General features: G+C 47.7%; 18 protein-coding genes. 15 read left to right on the top strand and 3 right to left on the bottom strand.

What is annotated here, in order from left to right:
• Position 1 precedes the first annotated feature (1 nt).
• From C7R56_RS02640 to C7R56_RS02705, 13 genes are all read left to right on the top strand, one after another.
• On the top strand, positions 2-529 hold the full coding sequence (locus C7R56_RS02640) for a biotin transporter BioY (protein ID WP_159072132.1): 528 nt from the start codon (positions 2-4) through the stop codon (positions 527-529).
• 304 nt (positions 530-833) lie between these two features.
• Complete coding sequence (locus tag C7R56_RS02645) at positions 834-1,391, top strand: NADPH-dependent FMN reductase (RefSeq protein ID WP_234402551.1); 558 nt, start codon at positions 834-836, stop codon at positions 1,389-1,391.
• Between the two features lie 205 nt (positions 1,392-1,596).
• Entirely contained in the window at positions 1,597-2,283 is a 687-nt protein-coding gene (locus C7R56_RS02650) for a DUF554 domain-containing protein (protein WP_199902964.1), read from the top strand.
• A 102-nt stretch (positions 2,284-2,385) separates the two neighbouring features.
• The gene (locus C7R56_RS02655; RefSeq protein WP_107995033.1) at positions 2,386-2,961 is read left to right on the top strand and encodes an SOS response-associated peptidase; all 576 of its coding nucleotides are present in this window, start codon (positions 2,386-2,388) and stop codon (positions 2,959-2,961) included.
• A gap of 272 nt (positions 2,962-3,233) precedes the next feature.
• Entirely contained in the window at positions 3,234-4,232 is a 999-nt protein-coding gene (locus C7R56_RS02660) for an ABC transporter substrate-binding protein (RefSeq protein ID WP_107995091.1), read from the top strand.
• Positions 4,233-4,879: 647 nt separating this feature from the next.
• Positions 4,880-6,436 carry a 2-isopropylmalate synthase gene (locus C7R56_RS02665; protein ID WP_107995092.1) on the top strand — a complete coding sequence of 519 codons (1,557 nt, stop codon included), beginning with the start codon at positions 4,880-4,882 and terminating at the stop codon, positions 6,434-6,436.
• Positions 6,437-6,454: 18 nt separating this feature from the next.
• Positions 6,455-7,501: a 3-isopropylmalate dehydrogenase gene (gene leuB, locus C7R56_RS02670; RefSeq protein ID WP_107995034.1), complete on the top strand. Its 1,047-nt coding sequence runs from the start codon at positions 6,455-6,457 to the stop codon at positions 7,499-7,501.
• A gap of 15 nt (positions 7,502-7,516) precedes the next feature.
• Entirely contained in the window at positions 7,517-8,905 is a 1,389-nt protein-coding gene (gene leuC / locus C7R56_RS02675) for a 3-isopropylmalate dehydratase large subunit (RefSeq protein WP_107995035.1), read from the top strand.
• Positions 8,892-9,479 (top strand): 3-isopropylmalate dehydratase small subunit, encoded by a 588-nt coding sequence (gene leuD / locus C7R56_RS02680; protein ID WP_107995036.1) that lies wholly within the window; start codon positions 8,892-8,894, stop codon positions 9,477-9,479. Before leuC ends, leuD begins: the two co-directional genes overlap by 14 nt.
• A 250-nt stretch (positions 9,480-9,729) precedes the next feature.
• Positions 9,730-10,941, top strand: coding sequence for a saccharopine dehydrogenase family protein (locus tag C7R56_RS02685; protein WP_107995037.1), 1,212 nt, complete (start codon positions 9,730-9,732; stop codon positions 10,939-10,941).
• Between the two features lie 21 nt (positions 10,942-10,962).
• Complete coding sequence (gene nspC, locus C7R56_RS02690; RefSeq protein ID WP_199902970.1) at positions 10,963-12,090, top strand: carboxynorspermidine decarboxylase; 1,128 nt, start codon at positions 10,963-10,965, stop codon at positions 12,088-12,090.
• A 379-nt stretch (positions 12,091-12,469) separates the two neighbouring features.
• Positions 12,470-13,636 (top strand): CapA family protein, encoded by a 1,167-nt coding sequence (locus tag C7R56_RS02700; protein ID WP_107995040.1) that lies wholly within the window; start codon positions 12,470-12,472, stop codon positions 13,634-13,636.
• Positions 13,637-13,970: 334 nt separating this feature from the next.
• Positions 13,971-14,639 (top strand): tetratricopeptide repeat protein, encoded by a 669-nt coding sequence (locus C7R56_RS02705; RefSeq protein WP_107995041.1) that lies wholly within the window; start codon positions 13,971-13,973, stop codon positions 14,637-14,639.
• A gap of 73 nt (positions 14,640-14,712) precedes the next feature.
• Here C7R56_RS02705 and C7R56_RS02710 read toward each other — a convergent pair whose 3' ends face one another.
• Positions 14,713-15,336 (bottom strand): HAD family hydrolase, encoded by a 624-nt coding sequence (locus C7R56_RS02710; RefSeq protein ID WP_107995042.1) that lies wholly within the window; start codon positions 15,334-15,336, stop codon positions 14,713-14,715.
• Positions 15,337-15,559: 223 nt separating this feature from the next.
• On the opposite strand from C7R56_RS02710, the gene C7R56_RS02715 reads away from it, so the two are divergent.
• Together C7R56_RS02715 and C7R56_RS02720 are read left to right on the top strand one after the other, a co-directional pair.
• Complete coding sequence (locus tag C7R56_RS02715; protein WP_107995043.1) at positions 15,560-16,690, top strand: carbohydrate kinase; 1,131 nt, start codon at positions 15,560-15,562, stop codon at positions 16,688-16,690.
• 220 nt (positions 16,691-16,910) lie between these two features.
• Positions 16,911-17,324, top strand: coding sequence for a universal stress protein (locus C7R56_RS02720; protein ID WP_107995044.1), 414 nt, complete (start codon positions 16,911-16,913; stop codon positions 17,322-17,324).
• Between the two features lie 76 nt (positions 17,325-17,400).
• Here the strand turns inward: C7R56_RS02720 and C7R56_RS02725 are convergent, their stop codons facing one another.
• The gene (locus C7R56_RS02725; RefSeq protein WP_107995045.1) at positions 17,401-20,460 is read right to left on the bottom strand and encodes an AAA family ATPase; all 3,060 of its coding nucleotides are present in this window, start codon (positions 20,458-20,460) and stop codon (positions 17,401-17,403) included.
• The gene (locus tag C7R56_RS02730; protein WP_107995046.1) at positions 20,461-21,594 is read right to left on the bottom strand and encodes an exonuclease SbcCD subunit D; all 1,134 of its coding nucleotides are present in this window, start codon (positions 21,592-21,594) and stop codon (positions 20,461-20,463) included.
• Between the last annotated feature and the right edge of the window lie 40 nt (positions 21,595-21,634).

Genomic DNA, 21,634 nt, shown 5'->3' on the forward strand with positions numbered 1-21,634 from the left:
CATGAAATTATCAACAAGAGATTTGACCCAAATAAGCATATTTGCAGCTTTGACATTCGTCAGCGGCTTCCTGAGCATCCCCGTCGGACCCGTTCCGATCACTTTGCAGACACTTTTGGTGCTGCTGACCGGATTCTTCCTGCGTCCGAAAGCTGCCTTTTTTGCGCAACTGCTGCCTTTGTTACTGAAATTGTTGCTTGGAGGATTCCAAGCCTTTTTGACTCCTAGCTTCGGGTTTGTGTTTGGATTTATTGCAGCGGCTACTTTGATTTCCTATCTCGTGCATAATAAAGAAGGAAGCTTCTTGAATTATGGGATCGCAGCTGTTGCCGGCACGATCGTCATGTACGCAATCGGTTTGCCTTACATGGCGATGATCCTGAATGTTGTCATGGGCAATCAATTCGACTTGGCCGCAATTTTCCAGATGGGCATGTTGTTATTCATTCCGGGGGACATCGCTAAAGCCGTTTTGGCCATCATCCTGGCTGATCGTTTAAAAGGTCGTGTGCGCGTATTCCAACATTGATTTAGGTTTTTGCAAAAAAATAACTGATTCAAAAACATCCAAAACCGTTGTCTGACGGGGCTGGATGTTTTTTCTTAAAAAAATATCTCGAATTCGTGAATATATAACTTGAAATACATTTCGGGATGTGGCATAATGATATTAAGCTTACGAAATGTAAGAGAGATGAAGGTGAGTCCTTCATTGAAAAACAAGTGATGGAGGAAAAAAATTGGAAAATACATCTATGATATCTCGAATTAGTAATGCTTTATTTGGAAATAAAAATACAACAATAACAACAGACGAAAAGGGGAAAACAACTATGAAAATCGGAATTATCTCAGGAAGCGTACGTGAAGGAAGAAACTCAGCAGCAGTATCAGAATGGATCCATGAATTTGCCGAAAAACGCAATGACGGCGGCATCGAATACGAAATCGTTGCTTTAGCAAATTATGACTTGCCTCTATTGGGCGCTAAATTACCGGAAGACCGTCAAGCGGCAGCTGGCGCAGCGATCCAAGCTTGGTCAGAAAAAATGGCTTCATTTGACGGATATGTGTTTGTGACACCTGAATACAACCATGCAGTCGGTGGCGCTTTGAAAAATGCATTGGATTTCCTGAAGCCTGAAGTTACCGATAAAGCAGCCGGATTTGTAGGATACGGAAGCTTGGGCGGAGCCCGCGCTCACGAAAACATGCGTGTTATCCTTGGTGAATTGAGTGTAGCAACTGTGCACACAACAGTAAACTTCTCATTGATGACTGATTTTGAGAACATGAGCAATTTTGTGCCGAACGATTATCATGCAGGCAATGCAACAGCGATGTTCAACGAATTGATCAAATGGTCCGGAGCATTGAAAACTATCCGCTAATAGTACAGAAGAATATGAATAATGAGAGGAGGCCGCCATTGTTACATGGTGGTCTTTTCGCATTCTCGGACAAATGCTTCCTTCACCTTTCGTCCATTGATTTTCTGAAAGCAAGCGTCTATACTGAAACGTACTGAGCTTGCAGAAAAGCAAGTATTCGAATCACGTAATCAGGATACACGTTACAACAGTTGGAGGAGATAAAGTGGTTTTGTTGGGAAGTTTGGTCAACAGCGCTGCCATCGTTTTGGGAGGCAGCATCGGTCTGGTTTTGAAGAAAGGTTTATCGGATAGGTTAGCCAACGCGGTGATGAACGCTTTGGCACTATGCGTGTTATATATAGGTGTCAGTGGCATGTTGAAAGGTGAAAATGTTTTGATTACCATTCTGTCGATGGTTGCGGGTACTTTGGTAGGCGATGGACTCCAGTTGGATAAAAAAATCAATCAGCTCGGGGACGCAATCGAGAAGATGGTTGCTTCACCTAACGAAGGGGTTTCAGTTTCAAAAGGTTTTGTGACGGCAAGTCTGTTGTTCTGTGTGGGCGCGATGGCAATCGTCGGTGCACTACAGAGCGGTCTGACCGGAAATCATGATACGCTTTTCGCGAAGTCCCTGATCGACGGCATCGCAGCCATCGTGATGGCATCCAGCTTGGGCATAGGTGTATTGCTTTCAGCCGGGCTGATCCTAATTTATGAAGGCGGCATTTCGCTTTTTGCCAACGTCCTTGCGCCGCTTTTGACGGATTCTGTGATCAACGAAATGACCTGCGTGGGCTCGCTCCTGATTGTCGGCCTGGCTTTGAACATGTTGAAGCTGACGGATCTGAAAATCATGAACTATGCGCCGGCAGTCTTTTTCCCGATTCTTTTCGGATTATTTATGTGATTGCAGAATAAAGACGTTCCCCAGTGGGCGTCTTTTTTGTATAACGACTCTGACTCCCTTATAATCGGTATCAAGGAAAGCCATCGGAAAGGGGACGGGACTATGTGCGGACGTTATGCACTTGAAGCGACAAAGAGGGAGCTATGGGAAAGGTACCTGTTGGGGGAAATGGCAGAGGATGTCGAAGAGCGTGCGGAAATATTTCCGACCAACAGCACACCGCTGATAGTGCCGGGCAACGAGTTGGTCCATCATCGTTGGGGCTTTGTGGAGCCTTTCGCGAAGCGCCCTTTGATAAATGCCAGAGCGGAAACAATCCTTGAAAAACCTACGTTCAGCCAGCCGTTCCGGACAGCGCGTTGTCTGGTTCCGGCGACTGCATTCTTTGAATGGGAGAAAGTCGGAGAAGAAAAGCTGAAACGGAAAATTGCCGTATCGGATATCCCAGTTTTTTCGATGGCTGGCATATTGAAGACGTATCAGGATGAAAATGGAAAAACTTTCACGGCTTTTTCCATCATCACAACTGCCGCCAATGAACAGATGCGTGCCATCCATGATCGCATGCCGGTGATACTGGAACCTGAAGATGAAGCCTTTTATCTGGATCAGAAGGCTGACCCAAAGCTAGTTTTGAAGTTGCTGAAACCTACAGAACATCGCCTGCTGATCGAATGAGTAATCGTTAATTCTTTAAAATGAGAATACGCTAATCGGAATTTAATTTAATCGTTGACATCCTTATTTAATTCTTATAAACTGAAAGCAAATAACTAATGTGCTAGAAGGATTTATGCAAACGCAAACAAAAGTGCCGCAGTCCCATCATCAGTAAAAGCCCATTTGGATAATTCTATCTGAATGGGCTTTTTCGTACTAGGGACTAGCGATTGATTGCCTAAGCAGTTCTCGCACAAAATCAAAAAATAGGGGGAAATGAAATGATTGGAATGGATTGGAAAAAGAAAGTAGCGACAACCTTGGCACTGACTTCTGCCTTATTGCTTGGTGCATGCGCCGGCGGTACAGAAGAAGCGACGGATTCTTCCGCAGCAAGCTCAACAGTATCAGCGGATGCTGTGCGTATCGGAATCCTGCAGATCCTTGAACACGAATCCTTATCGGCAGCACGCGCAGGTTTCTTGGAAGTTTTGGAGGAAGCCGGTTATGATGAAGGCGACAATCTGATCGTGGATTACCAAAATGCCCAGGGTGACCAAGCCAACCTGCAGAGTATGGCAGAGCGTTTAGCCGGCAACAATGACCTCATTTTAGGGATTTCGACACCAGCTTCACAAGCAATAGCAAACGCTGAAAAAGAAAATGCAGTCCTGTTCACTGCCGTAACCGATCCGATCGATGCCGGGCTTGTGGCAAGTGCCGAAGAGCCGGGTGCAAACATCACCGGAACAAGCGACCAAGCACCGATGGACAAACAGATCGAATTGTTGTTGTCGATCGTACCTAGTGCGGAAACAGTCGGTATCATCTTCAACTCCAGCGAGATGAATTCAATTGTACAGAGCGATCAAGCGAAAGCCTTGTTGGAAGCAGCAGGCGTGAACGTCGAAATCATGACGGTAACTTCCACAAATGATGTCCAACAGGTGATGGAGTCATTGGTACAAAAAGTGGATGCGATTTATATCCCAACGGACAATACATTATCCAGCACGATGGCTACAGTCGGCCAAATCGCTATGGAAGCCAAAATCCCGGTCATCCCTGGTGCGACTGAAATGGTTGAAGCTGGCGGATTGGCTACTTACGGCATCGACTTCAAGGAATTAGGACGCCAAACAGGCGAAATGGCTTTACAGATTCTTGAAGAAGGCAAGCTTCCTTCCGAATTACCGGTCCAATTCCCTGAGACGCTGCAATTGGTCATAAATGAAGAGATGGCTGAAGCATTGGGCATCGATCCAGACAGCATCAAATTGCCGGAATAAATTATCCATTAAAAAACGAGGCTTTTCCACTGTGTGGGAGCTTCGTTTTTTTGTACTTTCCCGGATTTTATCGCTCTGCTCCGGCGAGGCTTCCCTCGCCGGAGTTTGACTAACTTTAAGAGTTGCCTCCTCCGGTGAGTGCGGCTTCGTTGGAGGAGAGGCCGCAAGTTACCGGCGAGCTCCGGTGAAAGGAGCCTAACCGGAGCTAAGGGACCGCACGCAGCCTATCGCAGTCCACTAAGCTCCCCCGATTCCGCACACCGTCACATGATTTTGTAAGGAAACAGCAAAAGGGGTTGACAAAAGAAGCCGCTTTGCATAAAATGAGAATACGATAATAAAAATTAACGAAAAATTAGAAGGCTACAAAAAAAGAGGAGGGGATCGTCATGGAAGATGCAAACGTATCAGATAACGTAATCATGGGGACAACCCCTTCTTTTAACAGCTTATTATTATAGCAGGGCTTGGACACTGAAATATCAGTCGTTTGAGCCCTGCTTGGCATTGACAAATAATGGGGCTGAAGCGATTATTTATTGACCTTCGAAATGCATCCATTATTTGTGGATGCATTTTTTTTCGAAATTTACTCTTATTTATTTTTAATCAAACAAAAAAACGAAAAAGAACCGGAGGAAAAGACCATGACGGAAAAACAGTACATTCAATTCTTTGATACGACCCTGCGCGATGGGGAACAGACACCTGGTGTGAACTTCAATACGAAGGAAAAGGTGCAGATTGCCTTGCAGATGGAAAAATGGGGGATCGATGTTATTGAAGCAGGATTCCCGATCTCTTCAGAAGGCGACTTTGAAGCGGTAAAGGCGATTGCCAGTGCTGTCAAAAACATGACGGTAGCAGGTCTTGCCCGCTGTAACGAAAAAGACATCGATGCGGCCTACGATGCTTTGAGGGATGCAGTCGATCCTCAGATCCATATTTTTATCGCGACCAGCCCCATCCACATGGAATACAAACTGAAAATGAGCAAAGAAGAAGTACTGGCCTCAGTAGCCCATCATATTGCCTACGCCAAATCCAAATTTGAGAAAGTCCAATTCTCGCCGGAGGATGCGACCCGTAGTGATTGGGACTTCCTGGTTGAAGTCATTAATCTGGCCATCGAAAAAGGCGCAACAGTCATCAATATCCCTGACACGGTTGGCTACACCAATCCGACTGAGTTCGGCAACCTGTTCAAATACCTGAAGCAAAACGTAACCCGCTTTGATGATGTGATCTTCTCTTCCCATTGCCACGACGATCTGGGTATGGCAACGGCTAATGCCCTGGCTGCAGTCGAAAACGGCGCGCTGCGGGTGGAAGGGACCATCAACGGCATCGGCGAACGTGCTGGGAATACGGCACTCGAGGAAGTTGCAGTCGCTCTTCACATCCGCAAAAACTATTATGAAAAAGAAACCGGTATGGTTCTGAAGGAAACGAAGCGCACGAGCGATTTGGTCAGCCGCCTTTCTGGTATGCCGATTCCGCGCAATAAAGCCGTCATCGGTGGTAATGCCTACGCACACGAATCAGGTATCCACCAGGATGGTGTTCTGAAGAATCCGGAAACCTACGAAATCATCACGCCGCAATTGGTTGGTGTGGAGCACAATTCGTTGCCGTTGGGTAAACTTTCAGGCCGTCACGCCTTTGTGGATCGGATTGCGCAAATGGGCTATGAAATCAGCGACCCCGCAGAAATCAAAATATTGTTCGCCCGTTTCAAAGAACTGGCTGACAAGAAGAAAAACGTGACCGAAGAGGATATTCATGCATTGATGGTCGGCAAATCAATCGAGGACGAATCAGCCTACGAGTTGAAACGCCTGCAAGTGCAGTTTGTGAAGGATGGTATCCAAGGAGCCATCGTCGGCATCCAGGACAAACGCAACAAAGACGCGAAGATGCAGGATTCGGCAACCGGGTCAGGAAGCATCGAAGCCATCTACAACACTATCAACCGCATCCTAGACCAAGAAATCATTTTGAAGGAATACAACATCGAAGCCATCACGGGTGGTAAAGATGCGCAAGCAGAAGTGCATGTGGTCGTGGAGGATGAGGACGGCAAGAGCTATAACGGCACAGGCATCGACTTCGACGTCCTGACGGCATCAGCGAAAGCGTATATCCAAGCCAGCGAGAAAGCAAAAAATAAACAGACAATAGAAAAAGTATCAGCACATTTCTGATGAGGGGGAAAAAGTAAGATGAATTATACGATTGCAGCATTGCCCGGAGATGGCATTGGACCAGAAATAATGGAAAGCGGACTGATTTTGCTGGAAACACTCGGCAAAAAATTTCAACATGAATTCAACGTGACGGTTTACCCATTCGGAGGAGCCGGAATTGATGAGACCGGCGATCCGATTCCACCACAAACAATCAAAGGCTGTTCCGAAGCTGACGCGATCCTTTTGGCCGCAATCGGCGGACCGAAATGGGAAAAAGCCGAGAAAACGCCGGAAGATGGCCTGTTGCAATTGCGTAAGACTTTGGGACTTTTCTCGAATATCCGCCCGATTTCAGTGAGCGACAGCATCGCCCACCTGTCCCCGTTGAAGACGGAACGCGTTAAAGGAACTGACTTTATCGTTGTCCGCGAATTGACAGGCGGCTTGTACTTCGGCCAGCCGAAGCATTGGAATGATGAGGAAGCGACAGATACTCTCTTCTATAAGAAGAGCGAAATCGATCGGATCGTCCGCCAAGCTTTTGACATCGCGATGACGCGCAGCAAAAAACTGACTTCCGTCGATAAAGCGAACGTATTGGCCAGCAGCAAACTGTGGCGCAAAACAGTCAATGAAATCGCAACAGAGTATCCGGAAGTTACCGTCGATCATTTGTATGTCGATGCGGCTTCGATGAAAATTATCCAGGATCCGACTTCATTCGATGTCATCGTTACGGAAAACATGTTCGGGGACATTCTTAGCGACGAAGCATCCGTCATCACAGGCTCATTGGGGATGCTGCCTTCCGGAAGCCATGCGGTGTCCGGTCCATCCTTATATGAACCGATCCATGGATCCGCACCGGACATCGCCGGAAAAAACACCGCGAACCCGATGTCGATGATCCTGTCCGTTGCCATGATGCTGCGCCAAAGCTTCCAGCTGCATGAAGAGGCGGATGCGCTTGAAAAAGCGGCCGCTGAAGTGATGGAGGCCGGTTTCCTGACGGCTGATCTGGGTGGCACGACGACAACGACAGCATTTACTGAACAAGTGAAAGCCATTTTGGAAAAGTGAAGGGGAGTACACAATATGAGCAGAACACTTTTTGATAAACTTTGGGACAGACACGTTATTACAGGACCAGAAGGTGAACCACAACTGTTGTATGTGGACCTGCACTTGATCCATGAAGTCACTTCACCACAAGGCTTCGATGGCTTGCGCGAAACCAATCGCCCAGTCCGCCGCCCTGATAAAACGATCGCAACAGTCGATCACAATGTGCCAACTGAAGATATCTTCAACATCAAGGATCTGATTTCGAAGAAACAGATTGAAGCGCTGCAGAAGAATTGCGAAGAATTCAACATCCCGTTGATGGATATCGGAACAGCTAATCAAGGAATCGTGCACATGGTCGGACCGGAATTGGGCGCAACCCAACCAGGGAAGATTGTCGTCTGCGGAGATTCTCATACGGCTACGCACGGTGCTTTCGGAGCGATGGCATTCGGTATCGGCAGCTCGGAAGTTGAGCATGTGTTTGCAACCCAGTCGATTTGGCAGAAGAAACCGAAATCGATGGGTGTCAAAATCACCGGGAAAATGCCTGCAGGCGTCTATGCGAAAGATATCATTCTGCACCTGATCGCGACTTACGGTACAGCCTTCGGGAGCGGCTACGCGATTGAATTCTACGGGGATACCGTGGAAGCTTTGACGATGGAGGAACGGATGACGATCTGCAATATGTCCATCGAATTCGGGGCTAAAATCGGCATGATGGCGCCGGATCAGACGACCTATGATTATCTGCGCGGCCGCCGTTATGCACCAGAAAACATGGAGAAAGCCATTGCCGATTGGGAGACGCTGAAGAGCGATCCGGATGCTGTCTATGATACTGACATCTCCATCGAAGTTTCCGATTTGGCGCCTTATGTAACATGGGGAACAAACCCAGGCATGGGCGTGCAATTCGGCGAAAAATTCCCTGAAATCCAGGACAAGAATGACGAGCGCGCATATAACTACATGGATCTGCAACCTGGCCAAACAGCTGAAGAAATTCCCTTGGGCTTTGTCTTCATCGGCTCCTGTACGAATGCACGTCTGTCCGATCTGATCGAAGCCGCGAAGTACGTCAAGGGCGGCAAAGTTCCTGCTCACATCCAGGCTATGGTCGTTCCGGGCAGCCGGACAGTCCGTGATGCAGCCGCAGAGTTGGGCTTGGACAAAATCTTCATCGATGCAGGATTTGAATGGCGCGAACCAGGTTGCTCGGCTTGTTTGGGGATGAACCCGGATAAAGTGCCTGCAGGCGTACACTGTGCCTCGACTTCCAACCGTAACTTCGAAGGCCGTCAAGGGAAGGGTTCGCGGACGCACTTGGTCAGCCCGGCCATGGCAGGCGCTGCAGCAGTGAACGGTAAATTTGTGGACATCAGAAAGGAAGCAGTGACTTATGGAGCCAATTAAAGTACATAACGGTAAAACCGTTGCCTTGATGAACAACAACATCGACACCGACCAAATCATCCCAAAAGTATTTCTGAAACGGATCGAAAAAACGGGCTTCGGCGCTTTCGTTTTTGATGAATGGCGTTTCCTGAAAAACGGCGACCCGAATCCGGAGTTCCCTTTGAACGATGCCGACCGCCAAGAAGCAACGATCCTCGTAACAGGGGATAACTTCGGCTGCGGCTCTTCCCGTGAACATGCCGCTTGGGCATTGAAGGATTACCGTTTCCGCGTCATCATCGCCGGCAGTTACAGCGATATCTTCTACATGAATTCCTTGAAGAACGGTTTGTTGTTGATCGAATTGCCGCAGGACCAACGTGACGCTTTGGCGCAAGTGCCGGCGGATGAAACCATCCAGATCGACTTGCCGAACCAAGTGGTGAGAACCAGCACAGCGGAGTATCCGTTCGCCATCGATCCGACTTGGAAGCACAAATTGGAAAACGGCATCGACGACATCACCGAAACGATGGCCTATAAAGATGAGATCGATGCGTATGAAGCAAAATGGGACAATATTTACGCATAATCGAAGAAGCGAGAAATTTCCTTCAATTGGAGGGAAATTCTCGCTTGTTTTTTTGAAGTGTTGTAAGATGGAGGTGCGTCCGGGCATGTCAAATATGACGATATGTTGTCGTTGTCGCTAAAAAAACATTATCCGATACTGCTTTATGTTATAATATCTTGTCTGTCGTTAAGCCCCGATTTGAGGATATCTGCAGAAAAAGGCCCGCAGGATGGATGAATGAATTTTCCCTACAGGAGGAATGAATAAGATGAGTAGAGCTTTAATTATTGGTGCCGGTGGCGTTTCCAACGTCGTATGCCATAAATGTGCCCAAAATTCAGAAGTGTTCGAAGAATTTATGATTGCCAGTCGTACAAAATCAAAATGCGATGAAATCAAAGATCGGATCGAAAGCGGCATTTATGCGGGACGTTCCAAAATCACTACGGCCCAAGTGGATGCGAACAACGTTCCTGAATTAGTGGCGCTGATCAATGAATACAAACCGGATATCGTGATTAATGTGGCTTTGCCATACCAAGACTTGACCATCATGGATGCCTGTCTTGAAACAAAAACAGATTATGTCGACACAGCGAACTATGAACCGGAAGATACAGCTAAATTTGAATACAAATGGCAATGGGATTACCGCGAGCGTTTCGAAAAAGCTGGCATCACCGCTTTATTGGGATCCGGCTTTGATCCGGGCGTAACGAGCGTATTCTCTGCCTATGCACAAAAACACCATTTCGACGAAATCCATACAATCGATATCCTGGATTGCAACGGCGGCGACCATGGTTATCCATTCGCGACCAACTTCAATCCGGAAATCAACATCCGCGAAGTGACCGCCAACGGCAGTTATTGGGAAAATGGTAAATGGATCGAAACGGAACCGATGGAAATCAAACGCGAATATAATTTCGACCAAGTCGGCCAGAAGGATATGTACTTGCTGCACCACGAAGAAATCGAATCTTTGGCTTTGAACATCAAAGGCATCAAACGCATCCGTTTCTTCATGACTTTCGGCGAAAGCTACCTGACACATTTGAAAGTGTTGGAGAACGTCGGTATGACGTCCATCGTGCCGATTGAATTCGAAGGCAAACAAATTGTGCCGCTGCAATTCCTGAAAGCCGTATTGCCTGATCCTGCTTCATTGGGACCGCGCACCAAAGGCAAAACGAACATCGGTAACATCTTCACCGGCATCAAAGACGGCAAGGAAAAGACATACTACATCTACAACGTCTGCGACCATGAAGCATGCTACAAGGAAGTCGGCTCGCAAGCTGTTTCCTACACAACCGGCGTCCCTGCGATGATCGGGGCAGCTATGGTCTTGACCGGGCAATGGAAGAAACCAGGTGTGTACAACATCGAAGAATTCAATCCGGATCCATTCATGGAAGCGTTGAACGTCTATGGCTTGCCTTGGCAAGAGGACTTCAATCCTACCTTGGTCGATTAGGAGGTACGGATGGATACAACAATCGATTTCCAAGCCTTGCCGACACCCAGCTATGTGGTGGATGAAACCTTATTGCGCCGCAATCTGGAAATTCTGAAATCGGTCAAGGATCAGACGGGCTGCAAGATTTTGTTGGCCCAGAAAGCTTTTTCGATGTATCATTTCTACCCTTTGGTCGCGGAGTATCTGGACGGCACGACCGCTAGCTCTGTCCACGAAGCGCAATTGGGTCATGAAGAATTCGGCAAAGAGACCCATGTCTTTGCGCCGGCTTTCAAAAAGGAAGAAATGGAGGCGTTGCTCCCGATAGTGGATCACATCGTCTTCAATTCCCCTAACCAAGTGAAGCTGTATGCCGAAATGGTTAAGAACAGCGATCGCTCAATCGAAATCGGCCTGCGCGTCAATCCGGAGCTGTCCACTCAGGACTATGCACTCTATGACCCAGCCAGTCCGTTTTCCCGGTTGGGTACGACGGCTGTCAATTTCGATGAAAGCCAAGTCGAACTATTGGATGGTCTGCATTTCCACACCCTTTGCGAACAGGGTTCCGATGCCTTGGAAGCGACACTTGTCGCATTCGAAGAGAAATTTGGGAAATACCTGCATGGCATGAAATGGGTGAACTTCGGAGGCGGACACCATATCACCAAAGAAGGCTACGACATCGCCAAGTTGGTGAAAATCGTCAATCACATCAAAGAGAAATATGACGTGCAAGTCTACTTGGAACCTGGCGAAGCGATTGCATTGAATGCGGGCTTCCTGGTTGCGAGTGTGCTGGAGACGACCTATAACCAGATGAACCTGGCCATTCTGGATACATCGGCAACTTGCCACATGCCTGACGTATTGGAAATGCCTTACCGTCCGTTCATCATCGATTCAGGTGAAGCGGATGAAAAGGCGCACACGTACCGTTTGGGCGGGCAGACTTGCTTGGCAGGGGACGTCATCGGGGATTATTCCTTCGATGAGCCTTTGAAGGCGGGTGATCGCCTGATTTTCACTGACATGGCCATCTACTCCATGGTGAAGAACACGACCTTCAACGGCATCCAATTGCCGGCCATCGCGGCCCATACGGTCAAAGACGGCACGAAAGTCATCAAGACCTTTGGATACGAAGATTTCAAATCACGACTATAGAGTTTTGAATAGGGGAGCTGTCTCTGATGAGGCAGCTTTTTTGCTGTCCTCCGGCCAACGGAGGCTTGGCCGGAGGTGAGAACAGCATCCATATGGTGTCCTCCGACGAGCAGAAGCTCAGCGGAGAAGAGACCGATCATTACCGGTCTGCTCCGGCGAACAAGGACTCGCCGGAGGAGTGGGGGACCCAATTGGCTATCCTCCGGGGAAAGAGTGTTCGCCGGAGCTGGGACACGCAATTCAGGCATATCCTCCAAAAACTAAATAAGCCTGTGATAAATTTTTTGTTAAAGTGACAAAGCCGGATAGGTTCGGTATAATCAAATTGTCTAATATTGCGCAGAACTCCAGTAGAAAGGGGAATGACATGAGGGGAAAAATGTTAGTGACATCGTTGGCCGTACTGGGTTTATGGGGGTGCGCGGATCAACCGGATACGGTTTCTGAAGTTGTATCCGTGGATACCTCTACCGAACAAAAGGATGTACTTACCGAAAAAGATGAGGCAAAAGTAATTTCCTTCATCGGAGTCGGTGACAATTTGATCCACGATTCCGTTTTCCGGGATGCGGAACTGGCGGACGGAACCTACGATTTCAAGTCTATCTACGAGAATGTGGTGGAGGATATCGAAGAAGCCGATATTGCTTTCCTGAACCAAGAAACGATCAGTGCCGGGGATGATTATGCCTATTCCGGCTATCCGGCGTTCAATACACCGCCCGAAATCGCTCAGGACATGAGTGATCTAGGCTTTGATTTGGTCAACGGCGCAACGAACCATGCATTGGATTATGATTATCCTGGCGCCCTCAATTCCCTAGCCGTCTGGAATGAACAGGAGGATGTCGTCTACACGGGCATTTATGAGAGTCAGGCGGACCGTGATGAAATCCGGACAATCGAGAGGGAAGGCGTTACGTTCTCTTTCTTGACCTATACATACGGGACGAATGGCATTCTGCCCGATACCTCCTATCGTGTTTCATTCTTTGATGAAGCACTGATTCGCCAGGATGTATCCAATGCCAAAAACGTCAGTGATGTCGTTATCGTATCGGCACATTGGGGTGATGAAAACACGCAGGAAGTCAATGACATGCAGCGCACTTATGCACAATTATTCGCCGATTTGGAGGTCGATGTCGTTATCGGTACCCATCCGCATATCCTTCAACCGATCGAGTGGGTGACAGGCGTGAATCAAAATCAAACACTGGTGGTCTATTCACTGGGAAATTTCATCGCGCATTCGCTTACTGATTACAATACGCTCGGCGGCATGGTGACTTTTGATTTTGTCGTTGCTGATGACGACGATATAACCGTCGAAAACGTCCAATTCGAGCCTACCGTTTCGCATTATGTGGCGGATCCGGGAAATGTCGAGAACTCAAGACGTGATTTCAAAATCTATAAGTTGGAAGACTACTCGGAAGAGTTGGCCTCAGAGCATGGGTTGAACGGTTATGAAGGCTTGGAAATAACGCCGGAAAACTATCTTTCCATCGTGAAGAACGTCATTCCAGCAGAAATGCTGGAGTGATCAAAGAAGTACCGTAAAATGACTTACTGATAGGAAATCTAAATTATTAAAAAAAAATTTCCACTGGAAAGTTTTTGCCGGAGATCATGTGGATGTAACTGCGGCTTTTTTCATTCATAGTGGGTTTAGGGATTTCATTTTTTCGAGACGGCGCCTTAGCTTAGGGCGCCTTTTTTATTTGGCGCAAAATCCAGGCCATAGGATACTGTACGAAAAGTACGACCTGAGTTGCTCTTTTTACTGATGTTGTTATCTTTTGTGAAACGACCTGAATGATGTTAAGATGAATATGAAAGCGATGACAGTTTTTTTGTGGTTTAAGGGGGAATGAGCTATGGATAAGGAAGTTCATCAACTGGTCGAAATCGCTGAAATTGCGATGCAGGCGAACGATTTTGCTCATGCTGAGAAAAAATACATCGATGCTTTATATTTATTGGATGATCCCAAATCTGATGAATATCAAAAAGTCGTAAACAAGTTGGCCAAGTGCTATACTGCACAGAAAAATTTTGCTGGTGCCAAAGAATGTCTTGAAGAATTGTTATTTTATGCGAAGAAAAACAAAGACCTGGAGAAGGAAGCCGAGTATCTTCATTCCTTGGCGGTGAATACCCGTTCCATGGAGGAATACGATTTGGCGTCTCTGATGTGTGAGGAAGAGATTACTTTCAGGCTGACGCATTTCCCTGATGATTATTGCGGGTTGGCCCGAAGCTATCATGAAGCGGCCATGCTGTCATTGTTGCAGAGAAGTCCGATCAAAAGCAAAATTAATCTGGACAAGGCGAAACAGTATGCCGATAAATCTGAAAATGAGGAATGTCAGGCCGGCATCATGCGCGGGCTGGGTGATTATCATTTTACCCTCAATGAATTGGAAAGAGCCCGGGATTCCTACCTGGAAAGCCATGCCTTATACATGGAAAATAAAAATGAAGAAGCGGCAGATGAATTGTTGGCAAGGTTGAAGCGCGTTGAGGACGTTCAGGGAGAACAGTAATGGGCAGATTTAGACTGCACAAATCCATTCTTATAAAGAAAAAAGCAACCCGTTTCCAGATTGCCTACATTTTTTACAGAATAGATAAAATATCTGAAGGTGACTTGAAGATGTGATCGGCATCGAAGCCTTCTGACGTATGCGAGCCCCATTCCGCCAAGCCGAATGCAACAGCGGCATTGCGTGCGCATTGATTGTCATAAATGGAATCCCCGATGTAGATGGCTTCATTTTCGGCAACGCCTAATCTGCGCAAACATTCGGTCAAAGGTTGACCGGAAGGCTTGTGTTCTTCGGTATCGCTGGATGTGATGATGACATCAAAATAGTCATCCAAACCATATGGCGTGATGTTCAGCTCGTAACTCTCTTTTGTCTTGGAGGTGACAATGCCCAGCAGGTGATTGTTTTCCTTCAAATAACGCAACGTATCTTCCATTCCGGCAAAGATACTCACGCTGTCCGCATAAGTTTTCGACCGCGCGCTCCACTTCGGATGCAGATCGGCAGCTTGTTCAGGTGTGAAGCCCAAAGATTGCAAGCCTTCCATGCCCGGTATGCCGAAAATCGTACGCATGTCTTCCGATGTTGCATGTCTTCCGGCGTGTTCCTTAAGGACATCATCCAGACCTCTGAAAATGGAATCTTCGGTGTCCACAATTGTACCGTCGACGTCAAAAATAAATGTATGAATCATATAAACAGCTCCCTTGAAATAGTCCATATCATTATAGCACAGCTTGGAACAGTAATAAAACAGTCCGGATTGATGCAAAGGCATTAAAATAAGGTTACAATGTACCGTGTTCGTTTGGAAACTGGGCCAATTGGTTATATACTATACCTTTAGGAGCAGGAACTGTTGCTAAAAGAATAATGTCGGCGTTGCCGAGTTTTTATAGAGTAAGGGGAATTGAAACATGGCTTTAAACGAGAAAGAATCAAAAATACTGAGCTACATTAAGGAAAATCCTTTCATTTCGCAGCAAGATTTAGCTACAAAGATTGGCTTGTCACGTCCCGCGGTGGCAAACATCATTTCCGGCTTAGTGAGACGGGGATACCTTTTGGGGAAAGCCTATGTCATCAATGACACGCGACCAATCGTCTGCATCGGTGCTGCCTGCATTGATCGCCGCTATTTTGTGGAAGGCGGCCTTATTCATGGACAATCGAACAATGTCACCTCACAGACTTCAATCGGAGGAGTTGCTCTCAGTATCGCTGAGAATCTGGGCAGGTTGCAGGAAGATGTTGTCATGCTATCTTTAGTCGGTGACGATGCAGAATGGCATACGATCGAAGAATCCATGCGCCCATTGATGAAGACGTCTGAAGTTGAAATGGTTCCTGGCTTTTCGACTGGCACGTTTATGGAAGTCATCGACGAATCGGGCAAAATGATCATCGGATTGGCAGAGATGGATATCTATGAATACATGCAGCCTAAATGGTTGTTGAAACATCTGGCGACGCTGAAGCGGGCGAAGACGATCATAATCGATTCGAATTGTCCGAAAGAAAGCGTGGAGCACTTGCTTGAGATAGGTGCAAAGTACAATATTCCAGTCGCCCTAGTCAGCGCATCCTTGCTGAAGCTTTATAATATCCCGGAAAATCTAAAAGGATTGAAACTGCTCATCACAAAGCATGACGAAACCGAGAAACACTTCGGGATCGAAATCAAGGATGATGCATCCTTGCGTGAAGCCTTGCAACTTTGGATGGACCAAGGCGTTCAACATGTCATCATCACCAGAAATAGTCAGAGCGTCGGCTATGCCAGCGGAAAATACGGCATGCACGTCTACGACCTCAAGAACAGCGATAAAGACAGTGACACCTACATCTGGGGAACGAACGAGGCGCTTTGTGCCGGAATCGTTTATTCCTACTTGAGGACTGATGATATTACGGAAATGATCCAGACTGGCTTGGTGAATGCAATCATGTCATCAAAATCAGCCTACAAAGTTCGCCCTAACTTATCCCAAGCGACCCTCCGAAAAGATGTTAAAGAGATCGGTCAATTGGAAAGCAGAGAAATTTAGATGGATAAGAGCTATCACTTCAGGTGAAATGAAGCTATCCCCCGCTGAGATGTTGATAGGGGTAACAAGATAACTAAAAAAGAGCCTGCCATCCGGGCTCTTTTTGGTTTGTAAATTTATCAACCGAAGGGCGGCTAATCTTTTGTTTCTTCCGTAAGTATAGTAAAATATGAGTAAGGAAAGCGTTTTCTGGTTGATTATTCCAAAGGAGTGAGTTTGAATGAATCATTATAAAAACATATTGATCCCGGTGGACGGATCGGAGGCTTCGATCAAGGCGTTCAAACAGGCGGTCCATATCGCTGAAAGGAACGATGCTGCGCTTTATCTTATTGCGATACTGGATAAACAGAACAATGCCGAAGAAGCCGCACAGCTGCAGAAAGACAAGGACTCTTTATTCGATGAATTGGACAGATTCGCGCGGGCAAACGGGGTCGCGGTACACAAGGAAATGCGCTCAGGAAACGCTAAGGAAATGATTGCGAAGACGCTTGTGGAAGAATGGAATTGTGATTTGATTGTAATGGGTGCGACCGGTAAGGGCACCATCGCAAAATTGGTGGTCGGATCGGTGACGAACCATGTCATCAAACATGCGCCGTGTGATGTATTAATTGTAAAGGAAAATTGATCAGACGCTTTTGAACCAACGAATCAGGAGACGCAAAAAAGTCCAGTTACGTAAATGTAGCTGGACTTTCCTTTGTCTAGAGGATAATTTTTGCGGTACTGCCTTCCGCCGTGCGGTTGACTTCGATGTGGACCGGTATCCGCGTCTTCAATTCCTCGACGTGTGAGATGATCCCGACCAAACGTCCACTGCTGTTCAGGGAGAACAGCGCTTCGATTGCGGAATCCAATGATTCGGGATCCAGTGAACCGAAGCCTTCATCGATGAACAGTGTATCGATCTGGATGCCGCCGCTTCGACTTTGCATCACGTCGCTGAGTCCAAGCGCAAGCGCAAGGGATGCCTTGAAGCTTTCACCGCCTGATAACGTTTTGACACTGCGGGTTTGCCCTGTGTAATGGTCGAATACATCCAGGTCCAGACCCTTGGCTCCGGCACCTTTTCCTATGTCCTCCTTGCGCAACAACAGATAGCGGTTGTTGGTCATTTGTTGGAAGCGCAGGTTGGCGGCTTCGATGATTTCTTCATAATAGATTGCCAGCACATAGCGTTCGAAGGAAATATAGTCGGTTTCTTTGGTACCGTTGGCGATATCAGACAATGTCCTGTATTTTTGGTAATCGGCAATGATCTGCTGCTGCTTTTTGTAGATTGCGGCGATTTCTTGGTCCGCTTTTTTGAGCATTTGGATGTCGCCTGCGAGCTGGTCTTTTTGCTCTTCCGACTCGCGGATGGCATTGTCGAGAAGTACTTTTTGATCGGCATAGGAAGCAATTGACTGATCCTGATCCAGTGCTGCTGCGGCTTTCCTTTGATCGTGCAAACGGGTCGCAGTGACGTTCAGGTCGTCTTCATGCGCGCGTATTTTTTTCTGGAGATCCAGACACAGTGACTTGTCCAAAATCAGCTGGTTGAAAGGCTCTTCCAGACCGGCAGCGGCCAACATGGTTGCATATACCGCTTCAGCATCCAGCAAAGCAGTGGTGGCTTCCTCTACCTGAGCTGAGTAGGTGGTGCGGTTGGCAAGGCAGACTGCTGTCTGTTTCTCGAGTTCCAGCAGCTCGGTTTTCAGTTTGTTGTAGTCGCTTGTGCCAGTTTCAATCTTTTCGTTCAGCTGCAGAATCTCTTTTTGAACGGTTGCGAGCTCCTTGTCGCCCAGAACTTGTTTATCCTGGTCAATCTCGACCAGCAGATCCCGGGAAAGGGTTTCGTTCAAGAGCAACGTCTGCTGAAGGGCAAGGCAGTTCTTGTCGATTTCTTGCAGCTTCGCTTCGGTGTCGGTTTGCTCTTTGAAGAGGGCCTCTTCTTCATTAAGTACTTTCTGCAGCTTTTTCAGCTCCAACAGGAATGCTTTTTCTGATGCGATCTCCTTATCGCGTATTTCTCTCTGTTCTTCCTTGTAGATTTCGAAAGTTTCAGATAGAACGGCGAACTCATCGAATAGGTCAGCCAGTTGTTTGCTGATGCCGGAAAGTTCCGCAGTTGCCTGTTGGTAATCCGCATAGGCCTGATTCCGTTTCTTCTCCAGCAGCTCCCGTTCCTGATCCGAGAGTGTCTCCGCCGTTTTTTGCGCGGGTGCGGGATGCTCCGGTGAACCGCAGACAACACATGCTTCTCCGCCAACCAACTGTTCGGCTAAGATGCCGGCGATGTTGCGGTTGTATAGGAGGGTTTCATCCTTGAACTGTTGATCGATCGTCATGTATTCTTTTTCGAGATTCAGGAATCGCGCGGCTTTTGCACGTTGGTCATCCAGTAATTTTTGGGTTTGGGCAATCCTCTTGTGGAGCTGGTCGGCTTGCTGCACCTTCATTCTGCAAGCACTCAATTGCTCTTGGATGATGGAGGTGTCCTTTTGAGCCTGGTTCACAGCCGCAAGCTTCTGCTGGCACTGTTCCTGATTTTCTTTTTGGGCTTGTTTGAGTTCCATTTGTTTCTGCAGTTCTTTCGTGGCATCGCTGCAGACTTGTTGGCATCTGGTAAGTTCTTTTTCTTTCTTCGCCAATGCAATAAGCTGCTTTTCCTGTTCCTTCACAGCGTCGACCTGCTCACGCAAGCTTGGAATCAGGGAAAGGGCACGTTCAGCTGCTTCGAACGCCGGTTTTTTATCGTGTGCAGCCTGATTCAATTGGTCAAAAAGATCGTCATTTTGTTTGGCTTGTTCCTGTTTTGCATTCTGGTTTCTGGATGCTGCAACGCACAGCAATCTTTTTTCCTCGGCTTTGACGGCTTGTTCATGGCGATTCAATTGCCTTTTCCAATCGACAACAAAAGCCTCTTCTTCCTCAAGAACTTTCTGCCTTGCCTCCAGCTGGGCGATGTCTTCCAGCAGTTTGATGGTATCGGAAGCGGATTGGCTTTGTGAACGCAAACCCGTGAGCTGCCGTTCTTTGGCGTTGCGTTCTTCTTCGAGCGCCGCCAGCAGTTCAGCGATCCGAACTAGGATGCGCTCGGTGTCCTGCAAGATGAGTACTTCCTGCAGGGCGTCATCGTTTATTCCGGAAGCAAAGGAATAGGCGGTCTGCAGGGAATCATGGGCGGAAGTCGCTTGGCTCTGGAGCGATCTGGCTTTCTCCTTCAGTTCCTCCTGGAAACTTTTCAAGATTTCGGTCCCGAAGATGTTCCGGAAGATCGTCTCTTTTTCGTTGCTGTTCGATTCCAGCAGTTTTTTGAATTCCCCTTGCGGCAGCATGACGATCTGTTTGAACTGCTCATAGTTCAAGGAAAGCAACTGCTCTATTTCCGCATTGGCATCGCGCGCTTTTGTCGTCACGGTGTCATCGTGATAAAAGGCCACATCAGCCAAAAGATTGATGATTTTCCCGCTCTTCCCAGGACCCATCTGGGCAGGGGAACGTCGGACTCGGTAAGTCTTCCCGTTGTATTCGAAGGTCAGATCGACGTAGCAGACCGACTCCTCCGTTGCGAACTGGGATTTGAATGTGTCCTTTTCCCGACTGCTGCCGCTGGCGACGTCGTAAAGGGCGTAGGCAATGGCGTCGAAAATCGTGGTTTTGCCGGCACCAGTTGGCCCGCTCACCAGGAACAGCGTCTGGTTCTGGAATTGCGTGAAGTCCAATACGATCTTTTCTTTGTATGGCCCGAAGGCACTCACTTCTAATCTTAAGGGTCTCATCTAATCTTTCCTTCCCAAAGCGGCAAAGACATCCGCAACGATTTTTTGACCGGATTCATCCAATTCGATGGCGCGGTATTGCTCATAAAAGTCCTTGAACAGATCCGGGTACGACAGCTGTTGTAGATCCTCCCGGTTATGCTGCAAGGCCACTGATTCGGTCTCTCTCCGGCTGACGTATTCAAGGCCCATCGCCTGCGGATAGCGACGGCGCAATTGGTTCATCGCATCCAGCACATATTCCGTATCCTCCAGTTCAAAAAACAGGTAATCGTCGGATTGGCCGTTCATCAACTCGGAAAATGTGCTTCTGATCGTGCGCATATCGCGCAAAGGCTTGATGCGGAGGGGTTCGATTTCCAGTTTGCCTTTTTCTATCGTTACGATACTCGTCTGCTTTTGATGCGGGGTTTCCGATTTTGAATACTTCAGGATCGAGCCGCTATACCGGACTTTGTCGTTTTTGACTTTCTGGGCCTTGTGCAGATGGCCCAGAGCGACGTAATCAAAGTCCTCGAACAGCGACACATCCACGTATTCGGAAGTGCCGATGCTGAGCGGACGTTCGGAATCGGAGGGCTCGCTCGTGTCGTTTCCGGCTTGGATCACATAGCCGTGCGCAATCAGGATGTTTACTTCATCCGGGTTCATCGTTGCTTTGATGGTCGCCAACTGCGCACGAACGGCATCCTCCATATTTTTGATGGTGTCATCTTGAAGCGTTTCCCGGACATAGACGTGATCCGCAAAGGGCAGCAGATAGAAGTTGGTTCCCTGGAAGGCAACTTTTCGGATGGCCTCTTTCTTCATGGTTCCTTCTATATAGAGGCGGCTCTCGGCCAGCAGATCGGCGGCATATTCGATCCGCTCGTTGCTGTCGTGGTTGCCGGCGATGACGAATACAGGCACGCCCAATTCCTTCACCATCCTGGTCAGCGTCCGGTTGGCAAGCGCCACCGCTTCTTTCGACGGCAAAGCGCGGTCGTAAAGGTCTCCGGCCATGATGATCGCATCGATTTCTTTTTCTTTGAGTGTTTCTATCAGGTTCATCAAGTAATGGCGCTGGTCATCCAGCATGGAAAAATCATTGACGATTTTGCCCAGATGCCAATCGGCTGTATGCAGTATTCTCATGGGAAAGTCTCCTGTCCATCGGGTTAGTATTTGTAATAAA

This window comes from Trichococcus paludicola, assembly GCF_003052295.1.
GTDB lineage: Bacteria > Bacillota > Bacilli > Lactobacillales > Aerococcaceae > Trichococcus > Trichococcus paludicola.